We start from the raw sequence: 16,346 nt of genomic DNA on the forward strand, positions 1-16,346 counted from the left end.
CTCTAGCTAAGTGACAAAATAACTATCACTTTTCAAAAGGGAAAATAATGAACTTATTAACCAAAACACAATAAAAATTTGTTAATAAAAAATACTTCAGCTCAGAGATTACGGGAGGTTAAAGAGGTATAAAATATGTAAATTGCCCCTTACAATTTTAAGATAATTAAATTTTTTAATATGGCTGAAGGAGAAAAGCTAATTCCTATCAATATTGAAGATGAAATGAAATCTGCCTACATCGATTATTCGATGTCGGTCATTGTGTCACGTGCACTACCAGATGTTCGTGATGGATTGAAACCTGTACATAGACGTGTGCTATACGGTATGTATGAGCTTGGAGTACTTTCAAACAGAGCCTATAAGAAATCTGCCAGAATCGTTGGAGAGGTGTTAGGAAAGTATCACCCACATGGGGATTCTTCAGTGTACGACACTATGGTGCGTATGGCCCAGGAATGGAGTATGCGTTATATGCTTGTAGATGGTCAGGGGAACTTTGGTTCTGTAGACGGGGATAGTCCTGCGGCCATGCGTTATACTGAAGCGCGTATGCGTAAGATCAGTGAAGATATGCTTGCCGATATAGATAAAGAGACTGTAGACACTCAGCTGAACTTCGATGACTCTTTAAGCGAGCCAGTTGTGATGCCTACACGGGTCCCGAATCTACTGGTGAATGGAGCCAGTGGTATTGCGGTAGGGATGGCCACGAACATGCCTCCTCATAATTTACACGAGGTAATTGATGGAACCATCGCATATATCGACAATAACGACATAGAGATCGACGAACTCATACAGCACATTAAGGCGCCAGATTTCCCAACAGGGGGAATTATTTATGGTTATGATGGAGTAAAAGAAGCATTCAAAACCGGTAGAGGTAGAGTGGTCATGCGAGCCAAGACTCATATGGAAGAGATCGCAGGACGTGAATACCTGGTGGTTACCGAAATACCATATCAGGTAAATAAGGCTGATATGATCAAAAAGACTGCAGACCTTGTGAATGAAAAGAAGATCGAAGGAATCAGTCTTATTAGAGATGAATCAGACAGGAATGGTATGCGTATCGTATACCAGATGAAAAGGGATGCAATACCAAATATTGTACTGAATACCTTATTCAAGCACACCGCTTTACAGTCATCCTTCAGTGTTAATAATATTGCGCTGGTAAATGGAAGACCACAGATGCTGAATCTAAAGGATCTTATTTATCACTTTGTTGAGCATAGACATGATGTGGTGGTTAGAAGAACCGAATTTGAACTTCGGAAGGCGAAGGAACGTGCTCATATTCTGGAAGGATTAATTATCGCTTCAGATAATATCGATGAAGTGATCGCATTAATTCGCTCTTCATCTAATGCTGAAGAAGCTCGTAACAAATTGATTGATCGATTTGAACTTTCAGAAATTCAGGCTAAAGCGATCGTGGAAATGCGTTTGAGACAGCTTACCGGTCTTGAACAGGATAAGTTAAGAGCAGAATATGATGAAATCATCAAAACGATTGAAGATCTTGAAGATATCCTTGCTCGCAAGGAACGCCGAATGGAAGTTATTAAAGATGAGCTTCTTGAGGTTCAGGAGAAATATGGTGATGAGAGAAGGTCGCAAATTGAATATGCAGGTGGTGATCTAAGCATTGAAGATATGATTCCAGATGAGAAAGTGGTGATCACAATTTCTCACGCTGGGTACATCAAACGTACATCCCTTAATGAATACAAAACCCAGAACAGGGGAGGAGTTGGACAGAAAGGGTCTAATACCAGAAATGAAGATTTTCTTGAGTACCTGTTTGTAGGAACAAATCATCAGTACATGTTATTCTTCACGCAGAATGGTAAATGTTACTGGATGCGGGTCTACGAGATTCCGGAAGGAAGTAAGGCTTCAAAAGGTAGAGCTATACAAAACCTTATCAATATTGAACCAGATGACAAAGTTCACGCGTTTATCTGTACCCAGGATCTCAAGGATGAAGACTATGTAAATAATCATTTCGTGATCATGGCCACTAAAAAAGGACAGGTTAAGAAAACAAGACTGGAGCGATACAGTCGCCCAAGAACCAATGGAATTAATGCTATTACCATTAAAGAAGGTGATGAATTGCTGGAAGCGAAGTTAACCACTGGTAATAGCCAGGTAATGCTAGGATTAAAGAGTGGAAAGGCTATTCGCTTTGAGGAAAGTAAAACCAGGCCAATGGGGAGAAATGCCTCAGGGGTTCGTGGAATTACCCTTGCAGATGATAATGACGAAGTTGTAGGAATGGTTTCTGTAAATGAATTTGATTCTGATATTTTAGTGGTATCTGAAAATGGTTACGGAAAGCGATCAAGTCTTGAAGATTACCGAATTACCAACAGAGGAGGTAAAGGGGTGAAAACGATTTCTGTAACTGAAAAAACAGGACAACTTGTCGCAATTAAGAACGTATCAGACGATGATGACCTTATGATCATTAATAAATCTGGGATCGTTATTAGAATGGCGGTTGAGAATTTAAGAGTAATGGGGCGAGCCACGCAAGGGGTAAGGCTTATTAATCTTAAAGGTAATGACTCCATCGCTGCAGTAGCAAAAGTACTGCACGATGAAGATGATGTGGAACTTATGGAAGACGCGGAAAAGCCTGTAGGCGGGGAGAGTCAGACCGATGGCACGACTATTGCAGATGATAGTGAAGAATAAAAATAAAAAACCAAAACAAGAATGAAAACGAATATCTTAACGGCCGCGGCTGTGTCATTTCTAACCATGACGACATTCGCACAAAAGGATCAGGTTAAAAATGCGGAAGACGCTATTGATAACAAAAATTATACTGAAGCTAAGGCTCAGTTGAAAGTCGCTGAAGCGAATCTTTCCGAATTAAATGATAAATGGCAGGAAAAGTTTTACCTGTACAAAGGTAAAGCTTACTCATCCGGGAATCCTTCCAACGAAGATGTGCAAACAGCAGCGATGGCATACGCCAAAGCGGTAGAACTTGGAAATGAAGATGCTTCCGCAGCTTTGACTCAGATGAAAAATGATCTTATTAACTCTGCAATTGAGGATCAGGGGAAGGAAGATTACAAATCTGCAGCAGATAAATTATATACGAGCTACCAAATAAGCAAGCAAGATACTGTATACCTATACTATGCAGCAAACAATCTTGTAAATGCTCAGGATTATGGAAAAGCTGTAGAATATCTTGAGGAACTAAGCGAACTTGGTTATGACGGTTCTGGAAAATCTTTTACTGCAGTAAATGTTGAGACTGGAGAGAAGGAAAACATGGGCTCAAAGGAGCAAATGGATCTTATGGTGAAAACAGGACAATATAAGGATCCTAAAGTTGAGCCAATTCCTTCTAAAAAAGGTGAAATTGCTTCTCTAGTTGCCAGAATTTATATTAATCAGGAAGAGTATGACAAGGCAATATCTTCTATCGATGCGGCCAAAGCTGCTAACCCAAATGATGTAGATCTATTGCTATCTGAAGCGAACATGTACTACCAGATGGGAGAAAAGGAAAGAGCCATTTCTATTCTGGAAGAAGCCGGAAATATGGACAAAACCAATCCGGGGGTGTATAATAATATCGGATTGATGTATGCCGAAATTGACAATACAGAGAAGGCTGTTGAAAGTTACAAAACAGCTCTTGAGATCGATTCAGAATTCAACGACGCGAGAATCAATATGGTAGCGGCTATGCTTGGTGAAGAGAGAGCTATCATAGATGAGATGAATAATCTTGGAATGAGCAAAAAAGATAATGCTCGTTATGATGAACTTGACGCTCAAAGAAAAGAGCTTTACAAAAAAGTTCTTCCTTACCTTGAAAAGGCAATGGAAGTAGATCCAGACAACAAGGAAATCGTTAAAACTGCGATGAACTTATATACCAACCTGGATCAACAGGAAAAGGCAGATGCTTTAAAAGCCAAGTTATAATTGATATAACCTAATAAATGAAAAACCCGCTGAATTTCAGTGGGTTTTTTTGTTTTATTGTCTAATCAGATCATTGCTAAATGATCTTTTTGATGACCCGTAATTTATGGGTGTGTTTTTGAAGTTCGGTATTGAAAATACCTGAATGGTCTATTCTGTCGATCCTAACCTTGCCATCCACGTGAATAATATAATTATCCTTCATCATCATTCCAACATGATTGATGACGCCATCCTGGTCGTCAAAAAATGCAAGATCTCCAGGTTCACTCTCTTCTATAAAGCTAAGCGCTTCACCCTGTTTAGCCTGTGAGGCAGCTTCTCTGTCAAGTTTATACCCATTGATCCTGTAGACCGCTTGCGTGAATCCAGCCGCATCAATCCCGAATGGTGTTCTGCCACCAGATGTTTGAGGAGTATTGATGTATAAACTAGCGGTGATGATCAGGTCTGTCTTGGTTCGTCCTGAAGCATGATCATATTCACCTTCGAATTTATGATGCAGTTGCTCTGAAAATCTAACGGAACTCCCTAACACTATAGGCATAAGCAAGCCTTTTTCATCAGTGATATACTCGATGAGATCTATAGAAAATTGAGGAGACTGACTATCTAATTTTTGGTAGTCAGATTCCTCAATTAATCTATACTGCTTATTATCTATCCAGGCCTCGAAACTATCATGAGAATTTCTAATCCTGCTGAAGTGCAACCTTCTTTCTAATACCTTAAAGTGTTCTCCATACAAAATCTGAGAAACCATTTCACCTCCTGAAGATGATGAATTTCTAAGTGGAACAATACTTAAATGGCAAATACCATATTGCATTTAAAAAAACTTGACTTATGAATGACGTTCAATAACCATTGCAGATGCACCGCCACCACCGTTACAAATTGCTGCGGCACCTATTTTTCCATTATTTTGTTCCAGTACATTTAGTAGTGTGATTAAAATACGAACACCACTACATCCAAGTGGATGTCCTAGAGATACAGCACCACCATTCACATTAGTATTCTTGTCTGATAACCCAAGGATTTTCATATTGGCAAGTCCAACAACAGCAAATGCTTCATTAAACTCAAAGAAATCAACGTCATCCAGGCTAATTCCAGCTTTTTCGATGGCTTTCGGTAAAGCTTTAGATGGGGCAATAGTAAACCACTTTGGTTCAGTAGCTGCATCAGCAAAGCTTTTGATGGTAGCAAGAGGCTTCAGTCCAAGTTCGTCAGCTTTTTCACGACTCATTAAAACTACAGCTCCAGCACCATCGTTGATGGTAGATGCATTGGCTGCGGTCACTGTTCCATCTTTGGAAAATGCAGGTCTTAGAGAAGAAATTTTGTCCATTCGAACATTCTTAAATTCTTCGTCCTCTTTTACAATTACTGGATCACCCTTTCTTTGTGGAACTTCTACAGGAACTACTTCGTTATCAAACTTTCCATCTTTCCACGCCTGAGCAGATCTTTCATAAGATTTTCTCGCAAATTCGTCCTGATCTTCTCGTGAAAAATTATGTTCAGAAGCACATAGATCGGCACAAACACCCATTGCGTTATGATCGTAAGCATCTACCAGTCCATCCTTCTGCATTCCATCTTCCAGGGTGGCTGGTCCAAATTTTTTGCCACTTCTCATATGTACATAATGAGGGATGAGACTCATATTTTCCATTCCGCCTGCAACCACAATATCGTTATCCCCTAACATAATGGATTGAGCTGCCTGCATTACCGTTTTCATACCACTGGCACATACTTTATTTACCGTTGTACATGGAACGCTATCTGGAATTCCTGCACCGAGAGATGCCTGCCTTGCTGGTGCCTGCCCAACGCCGGCCTGTACGACATTTCCCATCAAAACTTCCTGAACCATTTCGGGTTTCAAATTGATCTTTTCCAGCGCTCCTTTGATAGCGATAGAACCTAATTTTGTTGCAGGGATACTGGATAAGCTACCAAGAAAACTACCAATTGGAGTTCTCGCAGCGCTTACTATAACTACTTCTTTATTCATAAATGTAAATCTTATTATTTCGAGTGTTGCGAAGTTAGTGATTTTATAAGGAATTAAATAACCTGAGCACAATGAGCCCTATTTTTACTACATTTGAGCATTACCTCAATATATATGAGCGATTTCGTAAACAGGCTTTACAAGAATCAGGCACTTTTTTATAAAGTTTTTCTGTTCATACTTACTTCAGTTTTAATCGTATACCTGCTGCCTAAAGGAGGTAAATTCAAATATGATATTCCTAAAGGCAAACCCTGGCAATATGAAAACTTGTATGCCCCCTTCGATTTTGCCATTTTAAAAACCGACGAGGAAATTTCCGCAGAACAACAGGAAATTCAAAAATCACATATACCCTATTATAACTTTGATGCAGAGAAGGAGGAGCGTGTTAAGAATGATGCTCTTGTTGAAGTGAATAATGTCTTTGCCGATTCTACTTTGAGAGTTTACGAAACTATCGTAGATAATTTCGTTCAGAAAACGGTTGGCAAAATATACCAGTTCGGACTATTACAAGAAAGTGAAAGATTAGAACCAGATCAACTGGTTTATTTACTTAAAGGAAATGAAGCTTCTGAAGTTGAGTATAGCCGAATTCTAAAACAAGGACAGATTCGAGGTTTTCTAAGCGAGGAAATTAGTACCGCTGGCTTCAATTCATTCAAAACCGAGCTACTGGAGGTTTTTTTCAATTCTATTGAACCCAATGTTACCTTTAATAATGATTTAACCCAGAAAGAGCTCCAAAGTAAATTAAATAACATCAGTTATACCCGGGGAATCATTGAGCAGGGGAGCAGGATCATCGCAAAAGGGGAGGTTGTTGAAGGCAACAAATTTCATATTTTAAGGTCTCTTAAAGCAGAATACGAATCGCAGGTCTGGAGCCAGACCAATTATAACTGGATTATTGTAGGATACAGTACGCTGGTCGCTTTGGCGTTGCTAATGCTGTTATTATTTATGCGTAAGTACCGACCCAATATTTTTGAAAATAATGTAAAGGTTACGTTTATTTTCTTCAACATCATATTTATGGTGATGTTAACCACCTTGGTCATTAATTTCGACATCAATTACGTCTATGTGGTGCCGCTGTGTATCCTTCCGCTTACCCTGAAAGCTTTCTTTGATGCGAGATTAGGGTTGTTCACCCACGTGATAACAGTGCTTCTTATAGGTTTTATTGTGCCTAACAGCTATGAATATATGTTTTTGCAGATCATCGCAGGAATTGTAACCATACTAACCATTAGCGAACTTTATAAAAGAGCGAACCTTTTTATATCTGTAGGACAGATCACCCTTGTGTATATTATTGCTTATTTCGCTTTCACGATTATCCAGGAAGGAACTGTGGATGATATAAGCGCTGAAGTTTTCCTTACATTTTTACTGGGCGGACTGGCGACACTTTTTGTACAACCTTTGATCTATGTCTATGAAAAGATCTTCGGAATGGTGTCTGATATGTCCCTTCTCGAATTATCAGATACGAATTCAAGACTTCTGAAACAACTGGCTGAAAAAGCGCCCGGAACATTTCATCATAGTCTTAATGTGGCGAATTTGGCTGAAGCAGCAGCGAACGAAATACAGGCAAACGCGATGCTGGTTAGGGTAGGAGCATTATATCATGACATTGGGAAAATGCATTATCCAACCTACTTTACAGAAAACCAGACCACATCGGTTAATTCACACGATGAATTATCTCCAATCGAAAGTGCTCAGATCATTATAGAGCATGTAATCAGAGGGATCGAGATCGCAAAAAAGAATAATTTGCCAGACAGGGTGATAGATTTTATACGAACACATCACGGGACAAGCACCGTTTATTACTTCTATAAAAAAGAAAAAGAGAATAACGAAAATGCCGCGCCAGACGACTTTAGATATCCCGGCCCGATACCATTTAGTAAGGAAACCGCTATCTTGATGATGTGTGACAGTGTGGAAGCTGCAAGTAAGAGTCTGAAAGAACCTACAGCTGTGCTCATTGATAGTTTTGTAGAAAAGATCATCGATAAACAGATGGATGAAGGTCAGTTCCTAAACTCAAATATTACTTTTAAGGAAATACAGACCATAAAAAAGATCCTGAAACGGAAGTTAAAAAACATCTACCATCTCAGGATCGAATATCCGGAATAACCGAAGTTTAGTGCACTTCTATTATTTCCTGTTCCTTACCATTAAAAGAAAACTTATCACCGGCTTTCTTACCTTTCATCTCGCTAAAAATTGGAGCATCTGTACTAATCGCATATACGGCACTTCCTTCTTCCATGTCAATTTTGCCTAAAGCTGCAGAGATAAAGTAATAGTTCTCATTAGTTTCTATAACACTACCAAAATCAATCGTTTCTGTATAATGATTTCTATCTATCCTGCTTAGCTTTTCCTTCATTTTTCTCGAATTATCGAGATATTCAGCGTATTTTTCAAAGTCTCCGAGTAGTTGGCCCTTGCTGTCATCTTCATCATAATCTGTATGGGCATCATTGTTCTCCATGGACTGTTTGATCTGGTCCATTTCGTTTTGGTATTTTTCGATCTGTCTGTTAACAGTATCAAGGCATTTGTTGAATAATTCTGCTTTATTAGCTACCATTGTTTTAATTTTCTAGATTGAAAATAAAATTAATTAAGCTCTTATTCCTAGCCGAGCAATTAGCAAATATTTAATATGCAATCTCTGCAAATAAGTCTATTTGCTTATAAATTTATTATATTAGCCCTTAAGCTTATTATGTTTAAAAATGGTCGCAGTTCTAACCGCAGATTTACTCAATTCCACAAAGTATTCCGAGGATTTTCTAACTCAGGTTCTTGATGCTCTTAAAAGTGAAATTGAAGGTATCGCCAGTAGCGATAAAAATACCAACTTTGAATTATATCGTGGTGATAGCATTCAGGGTGTAATAGAACCAATTGCTTCCTTCCGAAGTGCTTTAAGGATCAAAACAGCAGTGAATAAATTAAGATCTCAAACTGCTATTGACTCAAATTCGTACCGCATAGAGGCTGATCTAAGAATTTCAATCGGCATTGGTTCGATTGAGTTCGAAAGAGATTCAATCAGGGAATCCAACGGAGAAGCTTTTCAATTCTCCGGGCGTACGTTGGATGAAATGCAGAAAACAGGCAGGAAAATGATGCTCAAATCTGCTATTGATGCTGTGAATGCCGAATTTGACAATACTTTTTTATTGTTTGATACTATCACCGAACGATGGAGCACTGCCTCAGCAGAAGTTATTTATTATTTACTCAAGGGAATGATAGAAATCGAAATTGCCGAAGCACTGGGTATCAGTCAGTCGGCTGTAAATCAACGAAAAAAGGCTGCTGGCTGGGATGCTATCGAGAGTTTGATAAATAGGTATGAACAAATAATGAAACAATATTTTACAGATGGAGAGTAGTATTTTAATTCTTTTACAACTTTTACTGGCACATGTGATGACAGATTTTGTACTCCAGCCAACCAAATGGGTTGAACACAAAAGACGGAAAAAGGGCAGATCAAGATTTCTGTATTTACATTCTATTGTAGCCGGAATACTCACATTTATATTCCTTGCAGACCCTGAGCTTTGGTATATTTCTGTTTTTATAGCTGTGACCCACTTTATTGTAGACCTTTGGAAACTTCAGTCAGGTAAGGATTCTTTAAAGATGTTTGTTCTGGATCAATTACTTCATTTACTCGCCATGATCTTTGCGTGGCTTTATCTAACAGATAATTTTAAAAATGTTTTTCTGTTTTTGCGGGAAACAATTAATTCTACTTCAGTACTGGCTATAGTTATGGGGTATTTGCTGGTAATTTTCCCTTCAGGTTTCTTAATTGGGAAAGCAACAAGTCGCTGGCAGACCGAAGTAAAAAACGACTTACAGAAGAATAGTCTTGATGCCGCGGGACGTTATATTGGAATTTTTGAAAGAATTCTCGTCCTTACTTTTATTCTTACCAATAATTTTTCAGCAATTGGATTCCTGATTGCGGCAAAATCCATCCTTAGATTTAGTGATAAGGCAGAAACCGGAGCCAGAAAGCAAACAGAATATGTGCTGGTAGGAACTCTAATGAGTTTTACCATTACCGTGATCGTTGGCCTACTAGTACGCTACGTCATGTTTTTCTAGCAGCTGTATATTACTCTGGATTCTTTCGCGAACTATATTCATCATGCGCTTATTCAACGCTGAGCTGTTCTGAATATAGCTGTTATACTCTTCAATAGTGAACTGGCCTATGATCGCACCCTTTAAACTGTTTCTGAATTTTATATCCTTCTGGATTGCATTTTCGATATAAGTCATCCTGCTTTCCAGTCTTAATTCATAAAATTTATTCTTGTGTTTTTTAACATAATTTCTGAACATGGCCAGGATCAGGTCATTCTGCAGTTTTGCGATGGGACGAAGTGTTTTGTTTTGAAAATGCTCTTCATCACTCATGTTATCTGTTATTCTTGCTGAAGGAATCTCAGGTCTGAGCTCCAGTAAATTGATGTCTCTTACATTCATGGCAGGAAGTTTTACTAAATATAAGCAATAGACCACTTTCAAGTTTCGCAGCATCTGCTTAGTTGTAAACCGTTTATGAACAACAGCAAGTTAAATCTCTCTTAACCCAACCTGAGAGACTTTCTCAAGTTCTTATATTTAAAATAAAAGATAATTAAAATGATAGAATCCAAGAATCCATATACAGGCGAATCAATTGAAAAGTTTGAGGAACTTACGAATGAGCAAATTGATGAAATACTGGAAAACGCAGACCAGCGATACAAACTTTGGAGAAAGACCAGTATGGCTGAGCGCTCTGAGTTTATGATGAATGCTGCGGAAGAATTAAAGGCCAATAAAGCAGAGTATGCTCGTGATATAACTTTGGAAATGGGTAAACCAATTTCACAAAGCATTGCTGAAATAGAAAAATGCGCATGGGTTTGTGAGTATTACGCAAAGAATGCAGCAGATCATCTTGCAGACAGGCCCGTTGATACAGACGCCCAGAAAAGCTACGTAAGTTATGAACCAATAGGAGTTGTTCTGGCAGTGATGCCCTGGAATTATCCATTCTGGCAGGTATTTCGATTTGCTGCTCCAGCCTTAATGGCGGGTAATATTGGTGTGCTTAAACATGCGAGTAACGTTATGCGTTCAGCGAGCAATATTCAAAAGGTATTTGAAAGGGCAGGTTTCCCGAAGTATTGCTTCCAAAATATGACCATTGGAAGTGCTAAGATCGAAAATATCATCAAGGACAAACGTATCAAGGCGGTAACCTTAACGGGCTCAAAACCTGCCGGAGCAGCGGTAGCTGCTACCGCTGGAAGTGAAATAAAAAAATCTGTTCTGGAACTGGGTGGTAGCAATGCACTGGTCGTATTCGAGGACGCCGACATGGACGCTACAGTAGATACCTGTGTGCAAGCCAGATTTCAAAATACAGGACAGAGTTGTATTGCTGGAAAGAGAATCCTGGTGCACGAGAACATTGCTGAAAACTTTACCCGGAAATTTGTGGAGAAGGTTAAGAATTTGAGAAGTGGAGACCCTATGGAGGAAGATACTTTTATTGGTCCTATGGCCAGAGTAGATCTAGCTGAAGATCTTGAAGAACAGGTCAAATCATCTCTAGATGATGGCGCCAAAATTCTGATAGGTGGAGAAAGAAATGGTGCATATATGCAGCCTACCGTTTTGGACCATGTAACTAAAAATATGTCTATTTTCAAAGAAGAGACATTTGGGCCAGCCATTGGTATAACCAGGTTCAAAACAATGGAAGAAGCGGTTGAACTTGTGAATATTTCAGATTTTGGTTTGGGTGTTTCGATTTTTACCGAAGATCTTGATTTCGCGAAATCTATAATCCCAGAATTTGAAGACGGTGCAGTCTTCGTGAACGAGCTGGTAAAGAGCGATCCCCGGCTTCCTTTTGGAGGTACCAAAATTTCAGGATACGGCAGGGAGCTTTCCCTGGACGGCATTCAGGAATTTGTAAATAAGAAGACAGTCTATATAAAATAAGTACTATGGCAGATCATCGTATAGCAGTTACAGTAGATAGCGTTGTATTTTGTAAAACAAACAATCAATTTAAGGTCTTACTAATTCAACGAAAGAATGAACCATTCAAGGATCAATGGGCTTTACCAGGAGGATTCGTAGATGAGGGGGAAGATCTTGAGACTGCGGCTAAAAGGGAATTAAAGGAAGAAACAGGAGTGGTGGTTAAAAGCATGGAGCAGGTACAGGCTTTTGGGAGTCCAGGGCGGGATCAACGAGGTCACACAATTTCCATAGCTTTTTTAAGCAGGATCTTTTGCGAGGAAGATCTTACACCTTCAGATGATGCAAAAGATGCCCGGTGGGTCAATTTGGAGGATCTGCTGGAAATGCAACTGGCATTTGATCATGACGAAATTATTAATGTCGCTCAGCAATTCTTATAACTAGAAATTACTATCAATTTCTGCGGAAACTTCAAATTGATTTTAGTTTTTTCAGAATATGCTAATTCTATAACAGACCCGTGATAGTACGGGTCTTTTTAATTATCTTCAAAATAAAAAAATGAGATTTCATACAAGAAAATGGATAAAGCCGGAAGACCTTAACCCAAATGGAACTCTGTTCGGAGGCCGGTTACTGGAATGGATAGATGAAGAATGCGCATTGTACAGCATCGTTCAATTAGAAAATCCAAAAACTGTAACCAAATACATGAGTGAGATAGACTTTAGAAGTTCTGCTCATCAGGGTGATATCGTAGAAATAGGAATTGAGGTCATCAAATTTGGTACTGCTTCTCTAACCCTACAATGCGAGGTGAGAAACAAGATGACTCGTGAAACTATTATTACCGTAGACAGGATCGTGATGGTAGCTTTGGGAGAAGATGGAAAACCCAAACCTCATGGTAAAAGCAAAATCGAATTCGTAAAGGACAGACTCAAATAAGCTAGTCGGTTTTTTCTTTTTTAGTGGCAACTCCAACAGAAAAATCGGTTTCTCCACCATATAATTTGATTTCCTGAATATCTGCCGGCAGATAATAACCATTATCTTCAAGTGCTTCCTTAACGGCTCTTACCACATTTCCTTTGGTGATCATAGCCTGCATTCTAAAATCTGTAGTGTCAACCCAGAAAAATACCTTTAAATTAACGGTACTGGTCGCTAATTCATCTTCGATCACAAAATTTTGATGTTCATCATCTTCGATCACGGTAGGTTCCTTGCGTAAAGCTTCCATGACCGTTCTTTTTGCTCCATCAATATTATCCTCATAGGCGATCCCGATGATAAAACTCCAGCGAAAGAATCCGTCTTCAGTATAATTGGTGGCTGGTTTGGTCAATACATCACTATTTGGAATGTAGACATCCTTGCCGTCGAAAGTTTTTAATTTGGTATATCGAAATTCCAGCGCTTTTACTTTTCCGAAGTTATCACCGATCTCTACCGTATCGTTCACATCAAACGGACGATTAAAAGCCAGGATAATTCCAGCTATAAAGTTTTCACCAATATCTTTGAACGCAAAACCCAGCACCACCGCACTGGCTCCAGCCGCGGTAAGAATACCGGTCGCCACTCCTCCCAGACCGGCCGCCTTAAGCGCCAGCATGATGGAAGTAATGATAATCAGAAACCGAATCGCTTTACCAAGAAATTTGCTCATCAAAGGATCTGAAGTTCTTGCAGAGATGCGCCTGGTGAAAAATCTCCCTAGCCATATACCTATTAAAACCCCAAGAATGATGATAAGTAAGCCAAGACCGATTCCAGGTAATTGATCAATAAAATTCTGATAAAATTCATTGAAGGATCCTTCAATGCTATCTATTTCCTGATCGGCCTTACTTTGCATAATGTTCAATTTTTCTGAAAAATGAATACTTTTCTGAATATAAAATTATAATACTCCATTATTGATTGCTCGATCCATTTGGACCTTTTTCAGAATTCTCTTTTTCTTCTTCAGCGATTTGTTCTTTTGCTTTTTTGATCTCATCCTCAGGTGCATCATCTGGCTTTTGCTCATCAGCTAATTCAGGTTGTAAGAATAGCTGGGCGTAAAATGGAAAATGATCAGATTTTACATCATCACCTAAAGCTATCTTTTCAACTCTAAATTCTTCAGAAACAAATATATGATCCAGCGACCAGCGCATGATAAAACTTTTGGCATTGAAAGTATTGTAAAAGCTACGTCCCTTTCTCACGTCCAGTAATTCCCCGACCGTTTGAAACATGCTCGTTGTCTGAGACCAGGCCACATCATTAAAATCACCAATCACTACCACAGGAATATCTGCATTCATAGATTCCAGAGCAACTTTCATCATTTCAGCATCTCTATCTGAAGAGGAAGGATTGTGTTGAGGCATTGGAGGAGTAGGGTGAATGGCATGCAATTGAATCCGGTCTCCCGAACGTAATTGAATTTCTGTATGAATGGAAGGGATACTGTCATCCACAATATATTTTACCTGGGGATTGTTCAGTTTAAATTTTGAATACAAGAGCATTCCATAGGTGTTGTCAAGAGGTACTTCGACTTTATAAGGGTAGCTGTTCCCTATACCAGATTTGATGGCATTGGACCATTTCAGGTCAGTTTCAGTGAAAACGGCGACATCTGGATCCAGCTTTTTCATTTCTGCAATGAGGACATCTTTCTCCTTATTCTTCTGAAGGACATTGGACGTCAACAGCATCATACCGGTTTGCTTATTTACAGCTTCTGTTGGTTGTCCAACATCATAAGGTACAAGTGGTGTATAGGGCAGGATCTTCACAAACTGGTATACAAAACAACCCATTAGTATGATCACAAATGCATAATCCCGCCAGTTTGAAATTTTAAACCTAAGGAAGTAGGCGAAAATCGCCATAAGGGTAAGCAGAGTTAATTGTATATGAGGGTAATCAAACATTCTTACCCACCAGAAATCTACTGCAACTATCGGAATTAATGTAATAAGCACGGCAAGAATTCCGAAGCCCTGTAAAAAAGGTTTTAATTTCATTTAATTAGTTTGTTAGTTAAGTTGATCTATCTATCAGGTAGTTACGAAGGTCATCTCCAGACGGTGCTTCAAAAAGTTGAAGATCGAAATAAGGAATGGCTGCAATAAGATGATCAAAAATATCTGCGGAAATATACTCAAAATTTTCCCAGCGTTTATCTCTACTGAAGCAGAGGATCTCCAGAGGAATCCCGTTTGGTGTTGGAGCAAGATGTCTAACGATCAGATACATCTCTTTGTGAATCGCTGAATGATCCTGCAAGTAAGAATCTGCATACTTCCTGAAAACTCCCAGATTCGTCTGGTTTCTTCCATTTATAAGTACACTTTTATCTACATTGTTCGCCTCATTGTATTTATCGATCTCAGACTGCCTGTTTTCCAGGTAAGGAGCGATTAGTTGAATTTTCTTAAGCTTGGCAATATCTTCGGGACCGAGAAATTTTACTGAGTTCTGTTTTATGAAGACAGATCGTTTTATCCTTCTGCCTGGAGACTCCTGCATCCCTCTCCAGTTTTGAAAGGAATCTGAAATAAGACTGTATGTTGGAATGGTGGTGTAGGTATTATCCCAGTTTTGTACCCGAACGGTGGCCAGGTTAATTTCCGTAACCGTACCATCGGCTCCAAACTTCTGAAATGTAATCCAGTCTCCAATTCTAACTATATCATTTACAGATACTTGTATAGAGGCAACTAAACCTAAGATTGTATCTTTAAAGATTAATAGAATTACTGCGGAAGCGGCACCTAATGAGATAGCAAACCCAATGACAGATTTACCAGTGATTACCGAGAACATGAACATCAAACCTATGATCCAGAGGAAGATCATAATGATCTGGCTGAAGCTTTCCAGAGGCTTGTCATTAAATTCAGACCTGGTTTTTAAATAATTTCTAGTAGAGCGAAGTACACTTCTGCAGATCCAAACTACCAGAATGATAATATAAATCTTCATCGTGTAGTAGAAGAATTCCAGAATTTTCGGAAAATCGATGAAGATTAATGGAAATAGCTCATATACAATATAGATAGGCAGAAATCTCCCAACATATCTTGGGAAATTACTTTTGATTAGGAAATCGTCTATGGTAGTTTTCGTTCTATTCGTAAAAGCACTTATTGCTTCAATGACGAAATGCTTGACCAGGTAATTCGTTGCGAAAACAACAAAAGTTAGAGCTACAATATTGATCAAGAGATTTAAATACTGTGCCACAACAGCATTCATTCCATATTCAAGAAACAACTCCTCGAAAAAACAAATAATATCTATCATGCTATCCATT

Annotated in this window: 15 protein-coding genes; 8 read left to right on the forward strand and 7 right to left on the reverse strand. The window is 38.9% G+C overall.

Annotated features, from left to right (window positions below):
* Positions 1 to 180 precede the first annotated feature (180 nt).
* Both gyrA and G529_RS0114055 read left to right on the forward strand, forming a co-directional pair.
* Positions 181 to 2,712 (forward strand): DNA gyrase subunit A, encoded by a 2,532-nt coding sequence (gene gyrA, locus G529_RS0114050; protein WP_026916133.1) that lies wholly within the window; start codon positions 181 to 183, stop codon positions 2,710 to 2,712.
* Positions 2,713 to 2,733: 21 nt separating this feature from the next.
* Positions 2,734 to 3,966 carry a tetratricopeptide repeat protein gene (locus G529_RS0114055; protein WP_026916134.1) on the forward strand — a complete coding sequence of 411 codons (1,233 nt, stop codon included), beginning with the start codon at positions 2,734 to 2,736 and terminating at the stop codon, positions 3,964 to 3,966.
* Positions 3,967 to 4,042: 76 nt separating this feature from the next.
* Here G529_RS0114055 and G529_RS0114060 read toward each other — a convergent pair whose 3' ends face one another.
* Both G529_RS0114060 and G529_RS0114065 read right to left on the reverse strand, forming a co-directional pair.
* A complete protein-coding gene (locus G529_RS0114060; protein ID WP_026916135.1) occupies positions 4,043 to 4,795 on the reverse strand; it encodes a C40 family peptidase in 753 nt (250 codons plus the stop codon).
* A 15-nt stretch (positions 4,796 to 4,810) separates the two neighbouring features.
* Positions 4,811 to 5,992 (reverse strand): acetyl-CoA C-acyltransferase, encoded by a 1,182-nt coding sequence (locus G529_RS0114065; RefSeq protein ID WP_026916136.1) that lies wholly within the window; start codon positions 5,990 to 5,992, stop codon positions 4,811 to 4,813.
* Positions 5,993 to 6,106: 114 nt separating this feature from the next.
* Between G529_RS0114065 and G529_RS0114070 the strand changes: the two genes are divergently transcribed.
* Positions 6,107 to 8,152, forward strand: a complete 2,046-nt coding sequence (locus G529_RS0114070; RefSeq protein WP_026916137.1) for an HD family phosphohydrolase — start codon at positions 6,107 to 6,109, stop codon at positions 8,150 to 8,152.
* A 7-nt stretch (positions 8,153 to 8,159) separates the two neighbouring features.
* Here the strand turns inward: G529_RS0114070 and G529_RS0114075 are convergent, their stop codons facing one another.
* Positions 8,160 to 8,612 carry a transcription elongation factor gene (locus G529_RS0114075; protein ID WP_026916138.1) on the reverse strand — a complete coding sequence of 151 codons (453 nt, stop codon included), beginning with the start codon at positions 8,610 to 8,612 and terminating at the stop codon, positions 8,160 to 8,162.
* 148 nt (positions 8,613 to 8,760) lie between these two features.
* On the opposite strand from G529_RS0114075, the gene G529_RS0114080 reads away from it, so the two are divergent.
* Together G529_RS0114080 and G529_RS0114085 are read left to right on the forward strand one after the other, a co-directional pair.
* Positions 8,761 to 9,426 (forward strand): hypothetical protein, encoded by a 666-nt coding sequence (locus G529_RS0114080; RefSeq protein WP_026916139.1) that lies wholly within the window; start codon positions 8,761 to 8,763, stop codon positions 9,424 to 9,426.
* Entirely contained in the window at positions 9,416 to 10,150 is a 735-nt protein-coding gene (locus G529_RS0114085) for a DUF3307 domain-containing protein (RefSeq protein WP_026916140.1), read from the forward strand. The genes G529_RS0114080 and G529_RS0114085 overlap by 11 nt, the downstream gene beginning before the upstream one ends.
* Here the strand turns inward: G529_RS0114085 and G529_RS0114090 are convergent.
* Entirely contained in the window at positions 10,124 to 10,534 is a 411-nt protein-coding gene (locus G529_RS0114090; protein ID WP_026916141.1) for a hypothetical protein, read from the reverse strand. The genes G529_RS0114085 and G529_RS0114090 overlap by 27 nt on opposite strands.
* 159 nt (positions 10,535 to 10,693) lie before the next feature.
* On the opposite strand from G529_RS0114090, the gene G529_RS0114095 reads away from it, so the two are divergent.
* The 3 genes from G529_RS0114095 (at position 10,694) to G529_RS0114105 (ending at position 12,979) form a co-directional block, all read left to right on the forward strand.
* On the forward strand, positions 10,694 to 12,046 hold the full coding sequence (locus G529_RS0114095) for an NAD-dependent succinate-semialdehyde dehydrogenase (protein WP_026916142.1): 1,353 nt from the start codon (positions 10,694 to 10,696) through the stop codon (positions 12,044 to 12,046).
* 5 nt (positions 12,047 to 12,051) lie between these two features.
* Positions 12,052 to 12,471 carry an NUDIX domain-containing protein gene (locus G529_RS0114100; protein ID WP_026916143.1) on the forward strand — a complete coding sequence of 140 codons (420 nt, stop codon included), beginning with the start codon at positions 12,052 to 12,054 and terminating at the stop codon, positions 12,469 to 12,471.
* Positions 12,472 to 12,592: 121 nt separating this feature from the next.
* Complete coding sequence (locus tag G529_RS0114105; protein ID WP_026916144.1) at positions 12,593 to 12,979, forward strand: acyl-CoA thioesterase; 387 nt, start codon at positions 12,593 to 12,595, stop codon at positions 12,977 to 12,979.
* A 1-nt stretch (position 12,980) separates the two neighbouring features.
* Here the strand turns inward: G529_RS0114105 and G529_RS0114110 are convergent, their stop codons facing one another.
* Genes G529_RS0114110 through G529_RS0114120 form a run of 3 tightly spaced genes read right to left on the reverse strand, consistent with a single transcriptional unit; the run spans position 12,981 to position 16,345 of the window.
* Positions 12,981 to 13,892, reverse strand: a complete 912-nt coding sequence (locus G529_RS0114110) for a mechanosensitive ion channel family protein (protein ID WP_026916145.1) — start codon at positions 13,890 to 13,892, stop codon at positions 12,981 to 12,983.
* Between the two features lie 58 nt (positions 13,893 to 13,950).
* Positions 13,951 to 15,054, reverse strand: a complete 1,104-nt coding sequence (locus G529_RS0114115; protein WP_026916146.1) for an endonuclease/exonuclease/phosphatase family protein — start codon at positions 15,052 to 15,054, stop codon at positions 13,951 to 13,953.
* Positions 15,055 to 15,070: 16 nt separating this feature from the next.
* Positions 15,071 to 16,345, reverse strand: coding sequence for a mechanosensitive ion channel family protein (locus G529_RS0114120; RefSeq protein ID WP_035696148.1), 1,275 nt, complete (start codon positions 16,343 to 16,345; stop codon positions 15,071 to 15,073).
* Between the last annotated feature and the right edge of the window lies 1 nt (position 16,346).

It is taken from the genome of Christiangramia portivictoriae DSM 23547 (genome assembly GCF_000423045.1).
In the GTDB taxonomy this organism is placed as follows: Bacteria; Bacteroidota; Bacteroidia; order Flavobacteriales; family Flavobacteriaceae; genus Christiangramia; species Christiangramia portivictoriae.

What these genes read in the sequence shown, in the direction of transcription:
- G529_RS0114105 (WP_026916144.1), top strand. Translation starts at nt 12,593, where the DNA reads ATGAGATTTCATACAAGAAAATGGATAAAGCCGGAAGACCTTAACCCA.
- G529_RS0114080 (WP_026916139.1), top strand. Translation starts at nt 8,761, where the DNA reads ATGGTCGCAGTTCTAACCGCAGATTTACTCAATTCCACAAAGTATTCC.
- gyrA (WP_026916133.1), top strand. Translation starts at nt 181, where the DNA reads ATGGCTGAAGGAGAAAAGCTAATTCCTATCAATATTGAAGATGAAATG.
- G529_RS0114070 (WP_026916137.1), top strand. Translation starts at nt 6,107, where the DNA reads ATGAGCGATTTCGTAAACAGGCTTTACAAGAATCAGGCACTTTTTTAT.
- G529_RS0114085 (WP_026916140.1), top strand. Translation starts at nt 9,416, where the DNA reads ATGGAGAGTAGTATTTTAATTCTTTTACAACTTTTACTGGCACATGTG.
- G529_RS0114060 (WP_026916135.1), bottom strand. Translation starts at nt 4,795, where the DNA reads ATGCAATATGGTATTTGCCATTTAAGTATTGTTCCACTTAGAAATTCA.
- G529_RS0114120 (WP_035696148.1), bottom strand. Translation starts at nt 16,345, where the DNA reads ATGGATAGCATGATAGATATTATTTGTTTTTTCGAGGAGTTGTTTCTT.
- G529_RS0114065 (WP_026916136.1), bottom strand. Translation starts at nt 5,992, where the DNA reads ATGAATAAAGAAGTAGTTATAGTAAGCGCTGCGAGAACTCCAATTGGT.
- G529_RS0114075 (WP_026916138.1), bottom strand. Translation starts at nt 8,612, where the DNA reads ATGGTAGCTAATAAAGCAGAATTATTCAACAAATGCCTTGATACTGTT.
- G529_RS0114055 (WP_026916134.1), top strand. Translation starts at nt 2,734, where the DNA reads ATGAAAACGAATATCTTAACGGCCGCGGCTGTGTCATTTCTAACCATG.
- G529_RS0114090 (WP_026916141.1), bottom strand. Translation starts at nt 10,534, where the DNA reads ATGAATGTAAGAGACATCAATTTACTGGAGCTCAGACCTGAGATTCCT.
- G529_RS0114115 (WP_026916146.1), bottom strand. Translation starts at nt 15,054, where the DNA reads ATGAAATTAAAACCTTTTTTACAGGGCTTCGGAATTCTTGCCGTGCTT.
- G529_RS0114100 (WP_026916143.1), top strand. Translation starts at nt 12,052, where the DNA reads ATGGCAGATCATCGTATAGCAGTTACAGTAGATAGCGTTGTATTTTGT.
- G529_RS0114110 (WP_026916145.1), bottom strand. Translation starts at nt 13,892, where the DNA reads ATGCAAAGTAAGGCCGATCAGGAAATAGATAGCATTGAAGGATCCTTC.
- G529_RS0114095 (WP_026916142.1), top strand. Translation starts at nt 10,694, where the DNA reads ATGATAGAATCCAAGAATCCATATACAGGCGAATCAATTGAAAAGTTT.